Origin of the sequence: Microbispora rosea (assembly GCF_044460045.1) — a bacterium.
Taxonomy (GTDB): Bacteria; Actinomycetota; Actinomycetes; order Streptosporangiales; family Streptosporangiaceae; genus Microbispora; species Microbispora rosea.
Map to the genome: position 1 here is coordinate 32,923 of NZ_JBITJO010000002.1, position 17,659 is coordinate 50,581.

17 protein-coding genes are annotated in these 17,659 nt (G+C 71.3%); 1 reads left to right on the plus strand and 16 read right to left on the minus strand.

The window, feature by feature from the left end:
• Window positions 1-64: 64 nt before the first annotated feature.
• The 16 genes from secF to pgsA all read right to left on the minus strand — a co-directional run bounded on the left by secF (window position 65) and on the right by pgsA (window position 15,094).
• Window positions 65-1,099 carry a protein translocase subunit SecF gene (secF, locus tag ACIBK1_RS07630; RefSeq protein WP_030504955.1) on the minus strand — a complete coding sequence of 345 codons (1,035 nt, stop codon included), beginning with the start codon at window positions 1,097-1,099 and terminating at the stop codon, window positions 65-67.
• Window positions 1,099-2,820 (minus strand): protein translocase subunit SecD, encoded by a 1,722-nt coding sequence (secD, locus tag ACIBK1_RS07635; protein WP_051761065.1) that lies wholly within the window; start codon window positions 2,818-2,820, stop codon window positions 1,099-1,101. Before secD ends, secF begins: the two co-directional genes overlap by 1 nt.
• Before the next feature lie 113 nt (window positions 2,821-2,933).
• On the minus strand, window positions 2,934-3,290 hold the full coding sequence (gene yajC / locus ACIBK1_RS07640) for a preprotein translocase subunit YajC (RefSeq protein ID WP_036404336.1): 357 nt from the start codon (window positions 3,288-3,290) through the stop codon (window positions 2,934-2,936).
• Between the two features lie 241 nt (window positions 3,291-3,531).
• Entirely contained in the window at window positions 3,532-4,581 is a 1,050-nt protein-coding gene (ruvB, locus tag ACIBK1_RS07645) for a Holliday junction branch migration DNA helicase RuvB (protein ID WP_030504958.1), read from the minus strand.
• Window positions 4,582-4,695: 114 nt separating this feature from the next.
• Window positions 4,696-5,316, minus strand: a complete 621-nt coding sequence (gene ruvA / locus ACIBK1_RS07650) for a Holliday junction branch migration protein RuvA (protein ID WP_030504959.1) — start codon at window positions 5,314-5,316, stop codon at window positions 4,696-4,698.
• Window positions 5,313-5,915 (minus strand): crossover junction endodeoxyribonuclease RuvC, encoded by a 603-nt coding sequence (gene ruvC, locus ACIBK1_RS07655; protein WP_030504960.1) that lies wholly within the window; start codon window positions 5,913-5,915, stop codon window positions 5,313-5,315. The genes ruvA and ruvC overlap by 4 nt, the downstream gene beginning before the upstream one ends.
• Window positions 5,916-6,025: 110 nt before the next feature.
• The gene (locus ACIBK1_RS07660; protein ID WP_030504961.1) at window positions 6,026-7,213 is read right to left on the minus strand and encodes a GNAT family N-acetyltransferase; all 1,188 of its coding nucleotides are present in this window, start codon (window positions 7,211-7,213) and stop codon (window positions 6,026-6,028) included.
• Window positions 7,214-7,466: 253 nt separating this feature from the next.
• On the minus strand, window positions 7,467-8,219 hold the full coding sequence (locus ACIBK1_RS07665) for a YebC/PmpR family DNA-binding transcriptional regulator (RefSeq protein ID WP_030504962.1): 753 nt from the start codon (window positions 8,217-8,219) through the stop codon (window positions 7,467-7,469).
• A gap of 3 nt (window positions 8,220-8,222) precedes the next feature.
• The gene (pdxT, locus tag ACIBK1_RS07670) at window positions 8,223-8,813 is read right to left on the minus strand and encodes a pyridoxal 5'-phosphate synthase glutaminase subunit PdxT (RefSeq protein ID WP_030504963.1); all 591 of its coding nucleotides are present in this window, start codon (window positions 8,811-8,813) and stop codon (window positions 8,223-8,225) included.
• Between the two features lie 65 nt (window positions 8,814-8,878).
• Window positions 8,879-9,304 (minus strand): MarR family winged helix-turn-helix transcriptional regulator, encoded by a 426-nt coding sequence (locus ACIBK1_RS07675; protein WP_030504964.1) that lies wholly within the window; start codon window positions 9,302-9,304, stop codon window positions 8,879-8,881.
• A gap of 335 nt (window positions 9,305-9,639) precedes the next feature.
• A complete protein-coding gene (gene pdxS / locus ACIBK1_RS07680) occupies window positions 9,640-10,554 on the minus strand; it encodes a pyridoxal 5'-phosphate synthase lyase subunit PdxS (RefSeq protein ID WP_030504965.1) in 915 nt (304 codons plus the stop codon).
• A gap of 107 nt (window positions 10,555-10,661) precedes the next feature.
• Window positions 10,662-11,663, minus strand: coding sequence for a DUF3048 domain-containing protein (locus ACIBK1_RS07685; protein WP_030504966.1), 1,002 nt, complete (start codon window positions 11,661-11,663; stop codon window positions 10,662-10,664).
• 135 nt (window positions 11,664-11,798) lie between these two features.
• Window positions 11,799-12,338 carry a hypothetical protein gene (locus ACIBK1_RS07690; protein ID WP_076433256.1) on the minus strand — a complete coding sequence of 180 codons (540 nt, stop codon included), beginning with the start codon at window positions 12,336-12,338 and terminating at the stop codon, window positions 11,799-11,801.
• Between the two features lie 40 nt (window positions 12,339-12,378).
• Complete coding sequence (locus ACIBK1_RS07695) at window positions 12,379-13,512, minus strand: glycosyltransferase family 4 protein (protein ID WP_396733230.1); 1,134 nt, start codon at window positions 13,510-13,512, stop codon at window positions 12,379-12,381.
• Window positions 13,509-14,492 carry a phosphatidylinositol mannoside acyltransferase gene (locus ACIBK1_RS07700; RefSeq protein WP_081903139.1) on the minus strand — a complete coding sequence of 328 codons (984 nt, stop codon included), beginning with the start codon at window positions 14,490-14,492 and terminating at the stop codon, window positions 13,509-13,511. The genes ACIBK1_RS07695 and ACIBK1_RS07700 overlap by 4 nt, the downstream gene beginning before the upstream one ends.
• Window positions 14,489-15,094: a phosphatidylinositol phosphate synthase gene (gene pgsA / locus ACIBK1_RS07705; protein WP_030504970.1), complete on the minus strand. Its 606-nt coding sequence runs from the start codon at window positions 15,092-15,094 to the stop codon at window positions 14,489-14,491. The genes ACIBK1_RS07700 and pgsA overlap by 4 nt, the downstream gene beginning before the upstream one ends.
• Window positions 15,095-15,362: 268 nt before the next feature.
• Here pgsA and ACIBK1_RS07710 point away from each other — a divergent pair, with 268 nt between their 5' ends.
• The gene (locus ACIBK1_RS07710) at window positions 15,363-17,492 is read left to right on the plus strand and encodes an elongation factor G-like protein EF-G2 (RefSeq protein ID WP_030504971.1); all 2,130 of its coding nucleotides are present in this window, start codon (window positions 15,363-15,365) and stop codon (window positions 17,490-17,492) included.
• Window positions 17,493-17,659 lie beyond the last annotated feature (167 nt).

Genomic DNA, 17,659 nt, shown 5'->3' on the forward strand with positions numbered 1-17,659 from the left:
ACAGAGGTACGCGAAGACGCCCCCGGAACCGGAGGGTTCCGAGGGCGCCTGCGACGAGCCGGGATCAGCGCTTCTTGCGCTTCTCCGTGGCGGTGACCTTCTGCGAGCCGGCCGGGACCGGCTCCTTCGTGGCGGTCTTGGCCGCCGAGACCTGCTTGGCGTGCACCCGCTGGGCCAGCGCCTGCCACTTGGGCTCCCGCTCCTTCAGCGTGACCAGGATCGGCGTCGCCACGCACAGGGACGAGTAGGTGCCGACGATCATGCCGACGAACAGGGCCAGCGACAGGTCCTTCAGCGTGCCGGCGCCGAGCAGCGTGGTGCCGATGAACAGGATCGCCGCCACCGGCAGGATCGCCACCAGCGAGGTGTTCAGCGACCGGATCAGCGTGTGGCTGAGCGCGTTGTTGGCGGCCTGCGTGTAGGTCATCTTCGCGCTCGTGCCGAGCTTGCCCGTGACCTCCTTGATCATGTCGAAGACGACGACGGCGTCGTACAACGAGTAACCGAGGATCGTGAGGAAGCCGAGCATGGTCGCCGGGGTGACCTCGAAGCCCGACCAGGCGTAGACGCCCGCGGTGATCACGAGGTCGTGGACGAGGGCGACGATCGCCGCGAGGGCCATCCGCCACTCGAAGGCCACCGACAGGTACAGCATGATCGCGATCATGAAGACCGCGAGGCCGATCCAGGCCTTCTGCGAGACCTCGCCACCCCAGGTCGCACCGATGACCTGCGAGCTGACCTGGTCCTCCTCGATGCCGTACTTCTGGGCGATCGTGCTCTGGACCTTGGTCACCTCGCCGCCGTCGAGGCTCTCGGTGGTGACGCGCCAGTTCGGACCGGCCTGCTGCACGATCACCTGGTGGACTCCGGCGTCCGCGACCGTCTCGCGGACCTGCTCGATGCTGGAGCCGGGCGTGCGCGTGAAGTCGAACACCGAGCCGCCGCGGAACTCCACGCCCAGGTTCAGGCCGTTCAGCGCCAGGCCGAGGATGGAGACGGCCAGCAGGAACACCGACAGGCCGTACCAGATCTTGCGCTTGCCGACGAAGTCGATGTTGATGTCGCCGCGGTAGAGGCGGCTGATCAATCCCGGCATCACGCCTCCTGCAGGGTCTGATCGGCGGGGCTGGTGCGACCCATGCGCTCCGCGTCGAGTCCGGACAGCTTGTGGCCCTTGGAGAAGAACCGCAACCGCGCCACGAGGGACATCAGCGGCTTGGTGAACAGGAACACCACCACGATGTCGATGAGCGTCGTCAGGCCCATCGCGAACGCGAAGCCGGCCACGTCGCCGACCGCGAGGAAGAAGAGCACCACCGCGGCGATGAACATGACGGCGTCGGCGACCATGATGGTCCTCCGGGCGCGCCGCCATGCCACCTCGACCGCCGAGCGCAGCGTGCGGTGGCCCTCCTTGATCTCGTCGCGGATCCGTTCGAAGTAGACGATGAACGAGTCCGCAGTGATGCCGATCGAGACCACCAGACCGATGATGTGCGGCAGCGAGAGCCGGAAGCCGGCGTTGTGGCTCAGCACGTCCACCGTCAGGTACGTGAACACGGTGGCCACGCACAGGCTCGCGATGCCGATGAGCCCCAGGCCGCGGTAGTAGAGCAGCAGGTAGATCATGACGACGATCAGGCCGAGCGCGCCGGCGATGAGACCGCCCTTGAGCTGGTCCTGGCCGAGGGTCGAGGAGACCGACACGACCGAGCTCTGCTTGAACTTCAGGGGCAGCGCGCCGTACTTGAGCTGGTCGGCCAGCTCGGTGGCGGTCGTCTGCGTGAAGCTGCCGGAGATGCGGGCGCTGCCGCCGGGGATGGCCTCCTCGATCGTCGGAGCGACGATGACGACGCCGTCCAGCACGTTGGCGAGCTGGTTGCGCGGGGCCGGCAGGCTCGTGATGCGCCGGGTGATGTCGGCGAACTGGGTGGCGCCCTTCGACTTGAAGTCGACCTGGACGATCCACTCACCGGTGGTGGGGTCGGTGCCCGACTGCGCCCCGCTGATCTCGGTGCCCTGCACCGCGGCCTTGTCGAGGATGTAGCGGGCCGAGCCGTCGTCGCTGCAGGCGACGATCTGCTTGTTCGGGTCGTCGATGGCGCCCTGGCCGCGGTTCTTCGCGGTGCAGTCGATCTTGCGGAACTCGGTGAGCAGCGCCTGGTCGATGCCGCTGGTGTCCTGACCTGCCAGTGGGTCGCCCGTGTCCTGCGGAGCGGCCGTCGGCGTGGGACTGGGCGCGGCCGCCGAGGGCGACGCCTTCGCCCGGTTGGCACGGGCGGCTCCCGCCCCCGCCTTGCGGTGGTTCCCGGCCCGCTCCGAAGCGCTCGGCTCCGGCGACGGCGCGGTCAGCGCCTTCGACAGGGCGCGTCCCGCGGGAGTCGCGTTGCCGTTGGGGGCCGCACTCTCGCCGGCCGGCGCGGACGTGCCCGGAGTGGTGGCGGGTGTCGCCGCGGCCGAGCCGCTGGGCGTCGGGGCCGCCGTGGGCACCTGAGCCGGCTGGTTCGTGGCGGCGGCCACCGCGAGCACCTGCCGCATGCGCAGTTCGGCGGTGGTCGACACCAGCCGGAGCGCCTCGTCCCGGCCCGCGCCCGGAATCTGGATCACGATGTTGTCGTTCGACTTCGCGACCTGGGCGTCGGAGATGCCGGTGCCGTTGACGCGCTGCCGGATGATCGTCACGGCTCGGTCGAGGCTCTCCTGCGACGGCGTCTTCCCGTTCGCCAAGACCGGCGAGAGCGTCACGGTCGTGCCGCCCGCGAGGTCGAGGCCGAACTTGGGGACGAACGCCTTCTGGAGGGCGACCGTCGCGCCCATGACGAGAATGAGCGCAAGGAGCAGCAGGAGTGTGCGTCCAGGCTTGCTCTGGCTACTGGTCGGTGGGGCCACTGGAGGTCAGTTCTTTCGTCGAAAAGTTGTGATCAGCCTACTCAGGACTGCTTGGTGCTCGTGTCGTCACCGTTCCCCGTGTCGGGACCGTCGGCCACGGTCTCCTCGGCCTCCCCGCCCGTCACCTCGTCCACAGGGGTGACCACCCGGCCGATCGCCGCCTTGGCCCAGCGGGTCTCGACACCGGGGGCCACCTCCAGCACGACGTCGTCGTCCTGCAGCGCGACGACCGTCGCGAACAGCCCTGTCGTGGTCATGACCCGGGCGCCTGGGGCGAGGGAGTTCTGCATCTGGATCTGCTCCTGCTGCCGCTTGCGCTGCGGGCGGATCAGGAGGAAGTAGAACACCACTACCAACAAGATCAGTGGCAGGAACGTCCCAAGCGGGTTGTTACCCACGGGGGCCACCCTTTCGTAACGTGATGAACCGGCCTGACGCCGGAGGTCTTGTGCGCTTCACACGCGGGCCACCGCGACTTCTATCGTGTGCGGCCAGTCAAGCCACGCAGTGTATGCGAGCCCGCAGAAGCCCGGCAACGAACCCACGGCTCGGCGGGCAGGAAAGTTCCCGTTTCATGGGCTTCGCAATCGGTCTGTTACCTCTTTGCCCCAGTTTCCGCTTCGGCCCCGGCGCCGGCGTTCAGGCGTCGTCGAAGAGCGTGGGCACCGCCGCCGAGCCGACCGCGTCGGGAGGCGGAGTCAGTCCGAGATGCGCCCAGGCGGTGGCGGTGGCGACGCGGCCCCTCGGGGTGCGGGCCAGCAGCCCCTGCCGCACCAGGAAGGGCTCGGCCACGACCTCGACGGTCTCCGGCTCCTCCCCCACCGCCACCGCGAGCGTCGACAGGCCCACCGGACCGCCGCCGAACTTGCGCAGCAGCGCGTCGAGCACGGCCCGGTCGAGCCGGTCCAGCCCCTCGGCGTCGACCTCGTAGAGGTTGAGCGCCGCCGCCGCGACCTCCCGGGTGATCACGCCCTCCGCGCGGACCTCGGCGAAGTCGCGCACCCGCCGCAGCAGGCGGTTGGCGATGCGGGGCGTGCCGCGTGAACGGCGGGCGATCTCGTAGGCGCCCTCGTCCGGCAGCTCGACCGACAGCAGCTTCGCGGAGCGCCGCAGCACCCGCTCCAGCTCGGCCACCTCGTAGAAGTCCATGTGGGCGGTGAAGCCGAACCTGTCGCGCAGCGGCGCCGGCAGCAGCCCCGCCCTGGTCGTGGCCCCGACCAGCGTGAACGGAGCGATGTCGAGAGGGATCGAGGTGGCGCCCGGGCCCTTGCCGACGACGATGTCGACCCGGAAGTCCTCCATCGCGAGGTAGAGCATCTCCTCCGCGGGACGGGCCATGCGGTGGATCTCGTCGATGAACAGGACCTCGCCCTCGGTCAGCGTGGACAGGATCGCGGCCAGGTCGCCCGCGCGCTCAAGCGCCGGGCCCGAGGTCATCCGCAGCGGCGCGCCGAGCTCGGAGGCGATGATCATGGCGAGCGTGGTCTTGCCGAGCCCGGGGCCGCCGCTCATGAGGACGTGGTCGGGCGGGCGGTTGCGGCGCAGGGCGCTCTCCAGCACCAGCGACAGCTGCTCGCGCACCCGGCCCTGCCCGATGAACTCGTCCAGGCGCCGGGGGCGCAGCGCGGCCTCGATCGCCCGCTCGTCGCCCTCCGGTTCCGGCGACACGAGATCCCGCTCGAAGCTCACTCGACACCATCCGCTCGGCCTGCCGGGACCCGTCCGATTCCCGGTGAAACTTTCAACGAACGCCTCGCCCGCCGCGCGCCCCGCACGGCGGGCGAGGCGCGGCCCGTCACGAGGTCACCGCACGCTCAGCGCGCGCAGGGCGGACTTGAGCAGCGCCGCCACCTGCGGGGTGCGGCCGGCCGCGAGCTCCGCCTCGGCCTCCGCGGTGACCGTCGCGACCGCCTCGTCGGCGTCCCTGGACGAGTAGCCGAGCCCGACGAGCCCCGAGTGGACCTGGTCGCGCCAGACGGGCGCCGCCGCCGCGCCGTTGATCGCGGCGTCGACGGCCGCCGCCGGGGTGCCGAGCTTGTCCTTGAGTTCGAGCACGATGCGCTGGGCGCCCTTCTGGCCGATGCCGGGCACCATCGTCAGGGCCTTGATGTCGGCGCTCGCCACCGCGACCCGCAGCGCGTTGGGCGCGTGGACCGCGAGCATGGCCAGGGCCAGGCGCGGCCCGACCCCGCTGGCCGTCTGGAGCAGCTCGAAGACCGTCCGCTCGTCATCGGAGGCGAAGCCGTACAGCGTGAGCGAGTCCTCGCGGACGACGAGCGAGGTGGACAGCCGGGCGGGTTCGCCGATGCGCAGCCCGGCCAGGGTGCCCGGGGCGCAGTGGACGAGCATCCCGACGCCGCCCACCTCGACCACGGCGCTGTCGGCTCCGATCGCCGCCACCTGCCCCGCAACGGATGCGATCACCGCGTGCTCCCTCCCCGGTCCGGACGCCCGGCCGCGACGTCGCCGGGTCTCCCAGTCCTACCAGAGGCCGCGGGGCCCGCACCCCCGGAACGGGCCCTGGCCAGAGCGTCGGCCAGCCGGTGCTGCACGCCGCCGCGCCAGACGTGGCAGATGGCCAGGGCGAGCGCGTCGGCCGCGTCCGCCGGCTTGGGCATGGCGTCGAGCCGCAGCAGCCGGGTGACCATCGTGCCGACCTGCTTCTTGTCGGCGTTGCCGTTGCCGGTGATCGCGGCCTTGACCTCGCTGGGCGTGTGCAGCGCGACCGGCAGCCCCCGCCGCGCCGCGCAGACGATCGCGACGGCCGACGCCTGGGCCGTCCCCATGACCGTACGGACGTTGTGCTGGGCGAAGACCCGCTCGACGGCGACCGCGTCGGGCTTGATCTCGTCGAGCCAGCGCTCGATCTCCGCCTCGATGACGACCAGCCGGGACCCGATGTCGTCGTCGGGCGGGGTGCGGACCACCCCGACCGACAGCAGGCTCAGCGGGGCGCCCGGACGGCCCTCCACGGCGCCGAGACCGCACCGCGTCAGCCCCGGGTCCACGCCCATCACCCGCAGTTGGGGCATCCGCACCGGCACGCCTCCCTGATCCCGGCGGCGCGGCCACCGCTGCGCCGAACATCTGTTCGGTCGGTCACTCTATCGCGATCAGCGGCCGCGCGGGCGCGTCAGAAGTAGTCGATCATGTACGCGGCGCAGCCGAACGCGGCGTCCAGCGCGTCGTCGGCGTCGGCAGAGCCGCCGCTCAGCAGGCCGGCGCGGCGGAGGGTGGCCGTGGGCACGCCGGCGAACAGCGCCGACATCCCGCCGATCGTGAGCCGCGTCGCGTCCCCGTCCGCGCTCTCACCGCGCGCCGCCTCCCGCCGCGTCACGGAGCCGGCGCCGCCGTCCACCCGCAGCAGCCACGCGCCCGCGTTGCCCGGGCGCGGGGAGTCGGTCACCTCAAGGGGGGTCTCGACGCGGACCGCGGCGGGGAAGCCGCGCCCCTCGACCGCGGCGGGCAGATCGATCAGCCGGAACATCCACCGGGTCTGGCTGACCTCGTCCTTCGACCGCTCCCGCAGCATCCAGAGCATCGGGTCTGCCGGGTCCACGAAGGCCTTCACCGACTTCGCGACGGTCGACGCGCTGCCGACCATCGACCACAGGGCCCTGGCCGTCGCCTCCGACCCCGCCAGCAGGTTGTCGACCTCGATGTCCCCGTCGCTCCACCGGTAGACGACGAACCCGTCCTCGGCCAGGTAGCAGAAGTCGTCGTCGTCCTCCAGCCACAGCCGCCAGGTCCGCTCGTCGAAGCACAGCGGCCCGCTCGCGCGGGCGGCGGCGTGCACCCTGCCGATCAGGGCGACGAGCTCGGCCGCGTCGGCGGGGCCCATCCGGCGGAGCTTGACCCCGCCCGCCGCGCCGCCGGGGCCGCCCAGCGTACGCAGCGCCTCGGCGGGCACGGTGATCCGCTGGAGCACGCCGGCGTGCTCGTAGCCCGCGCTCCGGTACACCGGCGTGGTGGCCGGGTAGAGCGCGGAGACCGCGTGACCGAGCTCCGCGCAGCGCTCGATGGCCGCGTGCGTGAGCGCCCGGCCCACGCCCCTGCCACGGTCCTCCGGCGCCACCGTCACACCCGCCACACCGCCCATGGACAGGGGACGGCCGTGCCACCACTGGACGTACGGGTTGATCCTGGCCGTGCCGACGAGCCGGGGGCCGTCGAAGGCGCCCAGATAACGGCCCTCGGGCAGCATCGGGGAGACGAGCTTGCGCCAGGTCTCCGCGCCGCCGCCGGACAGCGGGCCGAAGGCGCGCCTTCGGTTGTCGAGGACGGCGTCCAGGTCGTCGCTCGTGATATGACGAATTTCCACAACCGGCCAAGCTATGCGGGCTCCGGTCGCCGCTGCCACCGGTTTTCCGCCCCCGCGCCGCCCTCCGGCCGAGACCCTGCGTCAACGGGGGCAAGGCGCTGCCTCAACGCGGCCGGTGCCCTGCGTCGATGAAGGCAAGGGCGCTGCGTCAATGGGGCCGGTGCCCTGCGTCGATTAGGGCAAGGGCCCTGCGTCAATGAGGGCAAGGGCCCTGTGCCGATCCGGCGGCAAGGGCCCGCGCCCGGCTCCGGCGTCAGGCCTCGATCTTCTCCATGACCTCGTCGCTCACGTCGAAGTTCGCCCAGACGTTCTGCACGTCGTCGCTGTCCTCCAGCGCGTCGATGAGCTTGAAGATCTTGCGGGCGCCGTCCTCCTCGAGGGGGACGTTGAGCGTGGGGACGAAGCTCATCTCGGCCGACTCGTAGTCGATGCCGGCGTCCTGCAGCGCCTTGCGCACGGGGATCAGGTCGGAGGCCTCACAGACCACCTCGAAGTTCTCGCCGAGGTCGTTGACCTCCTCGGCCCCCGCGTCGAGGACGGCCATGAGCACGTCGTCCTCGGTCAGCGACCCCTTGGGGACGATCACGACGCCCTTGCGGTTGAACATGTACGACACCGAGCCGGGGTCGGCGAGCGAGCCACCGTTGCGCGTCAGCGCCACGCGCACCTCGGACGCCGCGCGGTTGCGGTTGTCGGTGAGGCACTCGATGAGGACCGCGACGCCGCCGGGGGCGTAGCCCTCGTACATGATCGTCTGCCAGTCGGCGCCGCCGGCCTCGAGGCCGCCGCCGCGCTTGCGGGCCCGCTCGATGTTGTCGATCGGGACCGAGTTCTTCCTGGCCTTGGTGATGGCGTCGAACAGCGTGGGGTTGCCGTCCGGGTCGGGCCCGCCGGTCCTGGCCGCGACCTCGATGTTCTTGATGAGCTTGGCGAAAAGCTTGCCGCGCTTGGAGTCCAGCGCCGCCTTCTTGTGCTTCGTCGTCGCCCATTTGGAGTGGCCGGACATCGCCTAGAGCTCCCTCACCATTTCGACAAAATACGAGTGCACCCGCGCGTCGCCGGTCAGCTCCGGATGGAAGGACGTCGCGAGCAACGGTCCCTGTCGGACCGCGACGATCCTATCCCCAGCTTCGGTGCGGCCCAGCACCTCCACGTCGGGCCCCACGGATTCGACCCAGGGCGCGCGAATGAACACGGCCCTGATCGTCCCGCGCCCGGCGAAGTCGAGATCGGCCTCGAACGAGTCGACCTGGCGGCCGAAGGCGTTGCGGCGGACCACTATGTCGATGCCGCCCAGTGTCTCCTGGCCCTCGATGCCGCCCTCGATCCGGTCGGCCAGCATGATCATTCCGGCGCACGAGCCGTAGGCGGGCATGCCCTCCTTGATGCGCATCCGCAGCGGTTCGAGCAGCTCGAAGGTGGTGGCGAGCTTCCACATCGTGGTCGACTCCCCGCCCGGGACGACCAGCGCGTCCACCGCGGCGAGCTCCTCCTGCCTGCGCACCGGCACGGCGGTCGCGCCCGACTCCTCCAGAGCGCGGATGTGCTCGCGCACGTCGCCCTGCAGGGCGAGCACGCCGATCTTGGGTGCGGACGTCACGGTTTCCCTTCCTGTGGTGACCTGTTCAGGGTATGGCCACGGTCTTGCGGGCCCAAAACGACAGGTCAGGCACGACCCAGCTTGGCGAGGGCGGGAAGGGCGCGGGCGATGGCCGCGCGCTCCTCGGCGGTCAGCCCGCTCAGCCGTCCGGACAGGTAGGCGATCCTGGCCCGCCGTACGGCGCGGAGGCGGTCGCGGCCCTCGACCGTCAGCTCGACGGTGCGCACCCGCGCGTCGGAGGCGTCGGTGCCCCGCGCGACGAGACCGGCCTCCTCGAGGCGGTTGACCTGCACGCTCATCGTCGGAAGCTGCACGCCGTGCTCCTCGGCCAGGTCGGTCATCCGGCGCGCGCCGTCCTCCAGGGAGCCGAGCACGGAGTATTGCTGGGCGGTGACCGGCTGCCCCGCCGTCGTCCGGCGCAACAGCATCACGAGGTGGCGCAGCTCACGTGACAGGTTCTCGGCGAGCCGGGCCGTGTCGTCGGTCGTCATAGCAGGCCACGATAACGGTGGCCGGGCCGGGGCGGACGAAGCGGGCGGCGCCCCGGAAATGGGACGCCGCCCGCACGCCTTGGCCGGCAATCTTCGCCGCGCCGCGTCGTCGCCGCACCGCGTCGTCGCCGCACCGCGTCGTCGCCTCTCTGGCGCCTCCTCGGCCTTTGGGCGAAGAACGCCTGCCGGCCGATCATGCCTCGGCGCGCCCGCGGCCCCTCGTGGTCGCGTACGTCGCCGCCGGGGGGCGACGCGGACGTTCCGCTCCGCGAACAGCGGGAACGCCCGGCTGGGATGGCCCCAGCCGGGCGTCCGCGTCCTGGCTTTCCCGGCGTCTACCAGCCGCGCTCGGCGAGGCGGTGCGGCACGGGGATGTCGTCGACGTTGATCCCGACCATCGCCTCGCCCAGGCCGCGCGAGACCTTGGCGATCACGTCGGGGTCGTCGTAGAACGTGGTGGCCTTGACGATGGCGGCGGCGCGCTTGGCGGGGTCGCCGGACTTGAAGATGCCCGAGCCGACGAACACGCCCTCGGCGCCGAGCTGCATCATCATCGCGGCGTCGGCCGGGGTGGCGATGCCGCCCGCGGTGAACAGCACCACCGGCAGCTTGCCGGTCTTGGCGATCTCGGCCACCAGCTCGTACGGCGCCTGCAGCTCCTTGGCCGCGACGAACAGCTCGTCCTCGGGCAGCGAGGTGAGGCGCTTGATCTCGCCGCGGATCTTGCGCATGTGGGTGGTGGCGTTGGAGACGTCGCCGGTCCCGGCCTCGCCCTTGGAGCGGATCATCGCGGCGCCCTCGGTGATGCGGCGCAGCGCCTCGCCGAGGTTGGTGGCCCCGCACACGAAGGGGACGGTGAACTGCCACTTGTCGATGTGGTTGGCGAAATCGGCCGGGGTGAGGACCTCGGACTCGTCGATGTAGTCGACCCCGAGCGCCTGGAGCACCTGGGCCTCGACGAAGTGGCCGATCCTGGCCTTGGCCATCACCGGGATGGAGACGGCGCCGATGATGCCCTCGATCATGTCGGGGTCGCTCATCCGGGACACGCCGCCCTGAGCGCGGATGTCGGCGGGGACGCGCTCCAGCGCCATGACGGCGACGGCTCCGGCATCCTCGGCGATCTTGGCCTGGTCCGGGGTGACGACGTCCATGATGACACCGCCCTTGAGCATCTCGGCCATGCCGCGCTTCACGCGGGCGGTGCCGACGGCGGTGGTCTCGTTGACTTCGGGGACGCTGCTGGACACGGTGCTACCTCACGACGGCGGGCCTACGGATTCCTCTCCATGGTAGGCGGTGGCCGATCCCGCACCCGACGCGCCCGTTCGTCAGAGTCGATCACGCTTTTTGTCCATCACGGCGCGACGGGCTTGCGCGAGGCGAGCACGACCCAGACCTGACCGCGAGCGAACGGCATGGGCGTGCCGTCGGCCATGGTGTAGGTGGTGCCCTCCTTCTCCGAGGCGCGCGACCACTTCACCCGGTAGGCCTGGCCGTCCCTGAGCACGACGCCGGTGCCCTTGCCCACCGTGTGCACGAGCGGGGTGTAACTGCCGGTGAAGTCGTGGAACTCCGAGCGGTCGGTCTTCACCCACTGGACGACGATCGTGGGCGCGCCCTGCTGGCCGCCCTCGGCCGCCATGTCCTTCTCGCCGTCCTGCGTCACGAGCCAGCGCTTCTGCGCCGCCGACCAGGTGAACGTGAAGCGGGCCGCGGGATAGCGGACGCTGACGCTCTTCTGCGGCGTGCCCCCGGCCGGCGGCTCGTCGGAGAAGACGAAGCCGATGTCGTCCGCCCTGCTCGCCTTCGGGGCCGCGGCGAGCAGCTTCCTGGGAGCGCCGACCAGGTTGTACGGCGCGACCCGGCCGGCCGCGCGGGTGTACGCGCCGGGGACCCGGCTGTCGGACACGTCGAACAGCGAGGCCTTCTGGACATAGGGGATCATCTTCGTCTGCACGCCCGAGTAGGCCAGGGCGGGCTTGCCGAACATCGGGAGGATGTGCAGGTCGGAGATGCGGGCGCTGCGGACCGGTCCCACCTGGGCGGGCAGCTTCGAGGAGAAGATCGCCATGAGCCGGGTGAGCCCGCCCTCGACCTGCTCCACGAAGACGATGTCGGCACTGCGCAGGCCCATCTGCGGCTTGCCCGCATGGGTGTTCTCGATCTTCACGGCGAGGACCGGCTTGCGCGCGGCGACGGGGCGGCCGGTGAACGGATGCTCGGGAGGCGGTGTCGGCGACGGGGACGCCACGACGCTCGCTCCCTCGGACTGGGCGGTGGGCTTGTCGTCGCCCGAGCACGCGGTTCCGGCCAGGACGACCGCCATGGCCAGCGTGAAGCCGATCCCTGCCCGCACCGTATCCGCTCCTCCCGATGGAGAGCCCCCGGCACCAGGCACGACGGACCTGGCCCACGCGGACCCGTTGACCAGCATGGCAATGAAACGGCATGAGCTTACCGGGATAGACCCGAAATGCCCGACAAAAAGTGACTATCCAGTAGCGAGGGATTCGGGCGGTTCGTCGTCGATATCGAAGAACCGGGGCGGATCGGTGTGCCCGGCCAGGTGCAGCGACCGGGCCAGCCAGCGCCGCTGCGCCGTACGGGTGACGCCGGCGGCGTTGTTGTAGAACCGGCGCGAGTAGACGACCTTGGCGACCGCCGTGTCCAGTTCCTCCAGCAGCGCCGCCCCCGCGGGGTGCTCGGCCAGCTTCTCCCGGAACCGCTCCTGGTCGACCACCGCCCGCAGCGTCCTCGACAGGTCGCTCTCGGCGTGCTCACGCTCGTCCGGCCCCGCCGTACGGGCCTCGTGGGCGGCCGCGGCGAGCACCAGCGAGGTGGCGGGGTCGAGGATGCGCGAGCCGGCGAGCTCCAGGCAGACCGCGGCGCGGCGCAGCAGCGCGGCGTCGAGCGCGGCCTGGGCGGTCTCCAGGCGGATGTGGAGACGGTCGAGCCGCCCCGCCCGCCAGGAGACGTAGACGGCGAACAGCACGACGATCACGGCCGCCACGAGGATCAGGGTCGTGGTCACGCCGGCACCTCCTCGTACGCGACCCGATCGCTGCGGATCGTCATGGCAGCGAGTCCTCAACCACGCCCGCGCTGGCGTGGGCGACCGTCTCGTAGACGCGCACGACCTCCCGCGCGACCGTCGACCAGTCGTACTTCCACACCGCCTGGCGGGCCTCGTCGGAGAGCTTGGCGCGGCGCTCGGCGTCGTCGAGCAGCCGGGCGGCCTCCCCGGCCAGGGCGACGGGGTCCCCGGTGGCGAACAGCGCCCCCGCCTGCCCGTCGCCCAGCACGCGCCGGAAGGCGGGGATGTCGCTGGCGAGGATCGGCGCCCCGGCCGACATGGCCTCGGTGAGCACGATGCCGAAGCTCTCTCCGCCCAGGTTGGGCGCGCAGAAGACGTCCACGGAGTGGTAGGCGCGCACCTTGTCGGCCTCGCTGACCATGCCGAGCAGCCCGACCCTGTCCCGATACTGCTTGGGCACCCGCCCGAGCACGTCGTCGGGGTCGCCCGGCCCGGCGATCAGCAGACGCAGCGCGGGCCGCTCGGGGGCCAGCAGGGCGAAGGCCTCCAGCAGCACGGCCAGGCCCTTGCGCGGCTCGTCCATCCGCCCGAGGAAGCCGATCACGTTGCCGTCGGGGCCCCAGCCCGGCAGCGGCTCGCCCTCGGCGTACCTGCGCACCGTCACGCCGTTGGGGATCAGCACCGCGTCGCCGCCGAGGTGCTCCACCAGCGTCTTGCGGGCGGCGTCGGAGACCGCGATCCTGCCCGTGATCTTCTCCAGCGCGCTCTGCAGCATCGGCGCGGCCACCGACATGGCCCGCGACCGCTCGTAGGACGCGTGGAACGTCGCCACGATGGGCCCCCGGGCGACCCAGCAGGCGAGCACGCCGAGGGACGGCACGGCGGGCTCGTGCACGTGCAGGACGTCGAACCCGCCCTCCCTGATCCACTTGCGCACCCGGTTGGCCGACAGGAACCCGAACGCCAGCCGGGCGACCGACCCGTTGTACGGCACGGGCACGGCGCGCCCCGCCGGTGTCACATACGCCGGCAGTTCGCAGTCGTCGGCCGCGGGGGCGATGACCGACACCTTGTGCCCGTCGTCGATGAGCGCCTCGGCGAGGTCCCTGATGTGCGCCTGCACGCCCCCGGGGACCTCCCAGGTGTACGGGCAGACGATGCCGACGTTCACGACCCGGCCCCCGGGCGGGGCTCGAGGTCGTCGAGCCACAGGCGCTGGAGCATGTGCCAGTCCTCCGGGTGCTCGGCGATGCCCTTCTCGAACACCGCTGCCAGGGCCTGGGTCATCACCGCGACCTTCTCCTGCCGGGTCCCCTCGGGCGGCACGGGGATCTCCTCGTGGATGCGGATGCCCCAGCCGTTTCCCTCGAACCACAGCACGGCGGGCAGCAGCGCGGCTCCCGTCTGGATCGCCAGCAGGGCGGGCCCGGCGACCATGCGTGTCCTGGCGCCGAAGAACTCGACCTCGACACCGGAGGCGGTCAGGTCGCGCTCGGCGGGCAGGCAGACGGGCCTGCCCGCGCGCAGCCGCTTGGCGAGCGTGCCGAACGCCATCGCGCTGCCGCCGCCCTTGGCGGTCAGCGGCAGCACCTCCATGCCGAGCCGCGCGCGGTAGGCGACGAAGCGCTCGAACAGCGACTCGGGCTTCAGCCGTTCCTGGACGGTGGTGAAGGGGTGGCCCATGTGCACCAGCCAGGCGCCGGCGAGGTCGTAGTTGCCCATGTGCGGCAGCGCGACCACCACTCCCCTGTCTCGGGCGAGGTTGTCGAAGATGTGCTCGCCGCCGGTGGCCCGGGTGCCGTCGAGGATGCGCTCGCGGGTGTAGGCGGTGAAGCGGAACGACTCCATCCAGTAGCGGAAGTAGGAGCGCATGCCGGCCCGGCTCAGCTCGCGCACGGCGGGGTCGCCGGGGTCGCCGCCGACGACGCGGGCCAGGTTGGCCTCCAGGCGGCGCACGGACTTGCCCCGCCTGCGCCACAGCCCGTCGGCGAGGACCCGGAAGAACCCCGCGGCCAGCCGTTCCGGCACGTACCGGACCACGGCCCAGCCGACGCTGTAGGCCCCCGCGACCACCCGGTCGGCGAGCGGCGCCGCGCCGGGTCGCGCGGGTCGCGCAGACCGCCCCGGGGGTGGGCCGTCCGTGTCCTTCATCTGACCACCGCCTGTCTGTAGACGTGCACCATCCGCTGCACCACCGTGACGGCGCTGGCGGCGGCGAGCAGCCAGAGCCCGGCCGCCAGGACGTACGGCACGCCGAGGCCGGACAGTCCGGCCGCCACGAGCACGACCACGAGACGCTCCCCCCGTTCGGCGATGCCGACGTTCGCGGTCATGCCGAGGCCCTCGGCTCTGGCCTTGGCGTAGGAGACCAATGCTCCCGCGACGAGGCAGAAGAGCGCGACGATCGCGAGGACCATCTCGGGGTCGTCCTTGAGGACGAAGTAGAGGATCAGCCCCGAGAAGATCGAGGCGTCGCTGAGACGGTCGAGCGTGGAGTCCAGGAAGGCGCCCCACGTGCTCCCCTTGCCCGTCATCCGGGCCAGCACGCCGTCCAGGAGGTCGGCGAGCACGAAGAACGTGATGACGAGCGTTCCCGCGAACAGATGCCCGAGCGGGTAGAAGACGAGAGCGGAGGCCACCACTCCGAGCGTGCCGATCGCGGTGATCACATCGGGCGAGATCCCCCAGCGGGCGAGGGCTCGCCCCAGCGGGGTCATGACTCGGGTGACGGCGGGGCGCAGGATGTTCAACATCGCCGTCCGATCGTAGGCCATCCAGCGCCGCCGCACCTCGCAAGCACATTCCGCCGAAAAGTCTTGTGATATGCGCCACATGGGTAAAGGGTGAAGAGCACGCGCCCGCAGGGCCGCGCGGAGATGTCACGGAGGTGAACCGCCGTGTCAGCCGCCGCACGGTCGTGAGAGGGCGAGGCCCCCGGGCGCGGACAGCGACGGCACGAGCGGCCGGCGCGGGGTGCGTGCCACGTGCCCATCCCGACCGCTCAGAGATTCGGGAGGCGATGTGGCCGAAAGATCAACCGGCGCGACAACAGGGGCCGCGGGCAGGGCACCCGCGGCCGATCGGCCGGACATGGTGCGCAATGTCGTGCTGGTCGGCCATTCCGGGGCCGGGAAGACGACGCTGGTCGAGGCGCTGCTCGCGGAGACGGGCACCATCCAGCGTCCTGGCCGGGTCGAGGACGGCACCACGGTCAGCGACTTCGACGAGGTGGAGGTGCGCCAGCAGCGTTCCGTCAACCTGTCGGTCGCCCCCGTGGTCCACAACGGCATCAAAATCAACTTCTTGGACACCCCGGGGTACGCCGACTTCGTCGGCGATCTGAGGGCCGGGCTGCGCGCGGCCGACGCGGCGCTGTTCGTCGTCTCGGCGGCGGAGGGCGTGGACGGACTCACCCGCATGCTCTGGGAGGAGTGCGCGCTCGTCGGGATGCCCCGCGCCGTGGTCATCACCAAGATCGACCATCAGCGCGCCAACTTCGACGAGGTCCTCGCCACCTGCCAGGACGCGTTCGGCGACGGCGTGGCGCCGCTCTACCTGCCGGTGGACGGCACCGGGCTGCTCGGCCTGCTGTCGCACCGGCTGTTCGACTACGGCGGCGGGCGCAGGACCGAGCGGGAGCCCGACGCCGACCAGCTCGCGCTCATCGAGCAGTATCGCGGCGACCTCATCGAGGGGATCATCCAGGAGAGCGAGGACGAGTCCCTGATGGACCGCTACCTCTCCGGCGAGACGATCGACACCAAGGTGCTCATCGACGACCTGGAGAAGGCGGTCGCGCGGGCCGGCTTCTACCCGGTCCTCGCCACGGCGCCCGGCGTCGGCATGCTGGAGCTGCTGGAGATCGTCACGCAGGGCTTCCCCTCGCCCCTGGAGCACCCGCTGCCGAAGATCACCGGGATCGACGGCAAGCCGTGCAGGGAGATCACCGCCGACCCGGACGGCCCGCTCGTGGCCGAGGTCGTGAAAACCACGAGCGACCCGTACGTGGGACGGATCAGCCTGGTCCGGGTCTTCTCGGGCACGCTGCGGCCGGACATGACGGTGCACGTCTCCGGTCACGGCCTGGCGGAGCGGGGGCACGAGGACCACGACGTCGACGAGCGGGTGGGCGCGCTGTCGTCGCCGCTCGGCAAATCGCAGCGGACCGTGGGCAAGTGCGTCGCCGGGGACATCTGCGCGGTCGCCAAGCTGTCGCGGACCGAGACGGGCGACACCCTCTCGGACAAGGACGACCCGCTGCTGGTCGAGGCGTGGACCATGCCGGAACCACTGCTGCCGGTCGCCATCAGGGCCAAGTCGAAGGCCGACGAGGACAAGCTCAGCCAGGCCCTGGGCCGCCTGGTGGCGGAGGACCCGACCCTGCGGCTGGAGAACAACGCCGAGACCCGCCAGCTCGTGCTGTGGTGCATGGGCGAGGCGCACTCCGACGTCCTGCTCGACCGCCTGGCCAAGCGGCACGGAGTCGAGGTCGAGAAGATCGACCTGCGCGTACCGCTGCGGGAGACGTTCGCCGGCAAGGCGCAGGGCTTGGGGCGCAACGTCAAGCAGACCGGCGGGCACGGCCAGTACGCGATCTGCCACATCGAGGTCGAGCCGCTGCCGTCGGGCGGCGGGTTCGAGTTCGTCGACAAGATCGTGGGCGGCGTGGTGCCGCGGCAGTTCATCCCGTCGGTGGAGAAGGGCGTGCGGGCGCAGATGGAGCGCGGGGTCGTCGCCGGCTATCCGATGGTCGACGTGCGCGTCACGCTCTACGACGGCAAGGCCCACTCGGTCGACTCCTCCGACATGGCCTTCCAGATCGCCGGGCAGCTCGCGCTCAAGGAGGCCGCGTCCAAGGTGGCGACGCACCTGCTCGAACCGGTGGACGAGGTGTCGGTGCTCGTGTCCGACGACTACGTCGGAGCCGTGATGTCCGACCTGTCCTCCCGCCGCGGCAGGGTGCTCGGCACGGAGCCGGTCGGCACGGGCCGCACGCTGGTGCGCGCCGAGGTGCCGCAACTGGAGATCACACGGTACGCGATCGACCTGCGCTCGCTGTCCCACGGGGCGGGCACGTTCAGCCGCTCCTTCCTGCGGTACGAGCCGCTGCCCGCCCACCTGGCCGACAAGGTGGCCGCGGCGGGCGAGTAGCGAAGCGATTCGCAGCCCCGGCGGCCCGCCTCCCGGCCGCCGGGGTTTTCGCAGCTCACCCATGCCGTCGTCGACGCCGGGTTTCACACCTCCCGGGTAAGGGGAGCCCCAGAAGGTGCCCCGCGTCACGTCTGTATCACAAATTCATTTCGTTTTTCTGACTAAAC

Bases quoted from the DNA above. Each gene is read 5' to 3' on its own strand.
- ACIBK1_RS07665 (WP_030504962.1), bottom strand. From the start codon at position 8,219: ATGTCCGGCCACTCCAAATGGGCGACGACGAAGCACAAGAAGGCGGCG.
- ACIBK1_RS07700 (WP_081903139.1), bottom strand. From the start codon at position 14,492: ATGAAGGACACGGACGGCCCACCCCCGGGGCGGTCTGCGCGACCCGCG.
- secD (WP_051761065.1), bottom strand. From the start codon at position 2,820: ATGGGCGCGACGGTCGCCCTCCAGAAGGCGTTCGTCCCCAAGTTCGGC.
- ACIBK1_RS07675 (WP_030504964.1), bottom strand. From the start codon at position 9,304: ATGACGACCGACGACACGGCCCGGCTCGCCGAGAACCTGTCACGTGAG.
- secF (WP_030504955.1), bottom strand. From the start codon at position 1,099: ATGCCGGGATTGATCAGCCGCCTCTACCGCGGCGACATCAACATCGAC.
- pgsA (WP_030504970.1), bottom strand. From the start codon at position 15,094: ATGTTGAACATCCTGCGCCCCGCCGTCACCCGAGTCATGACCCCGCTG.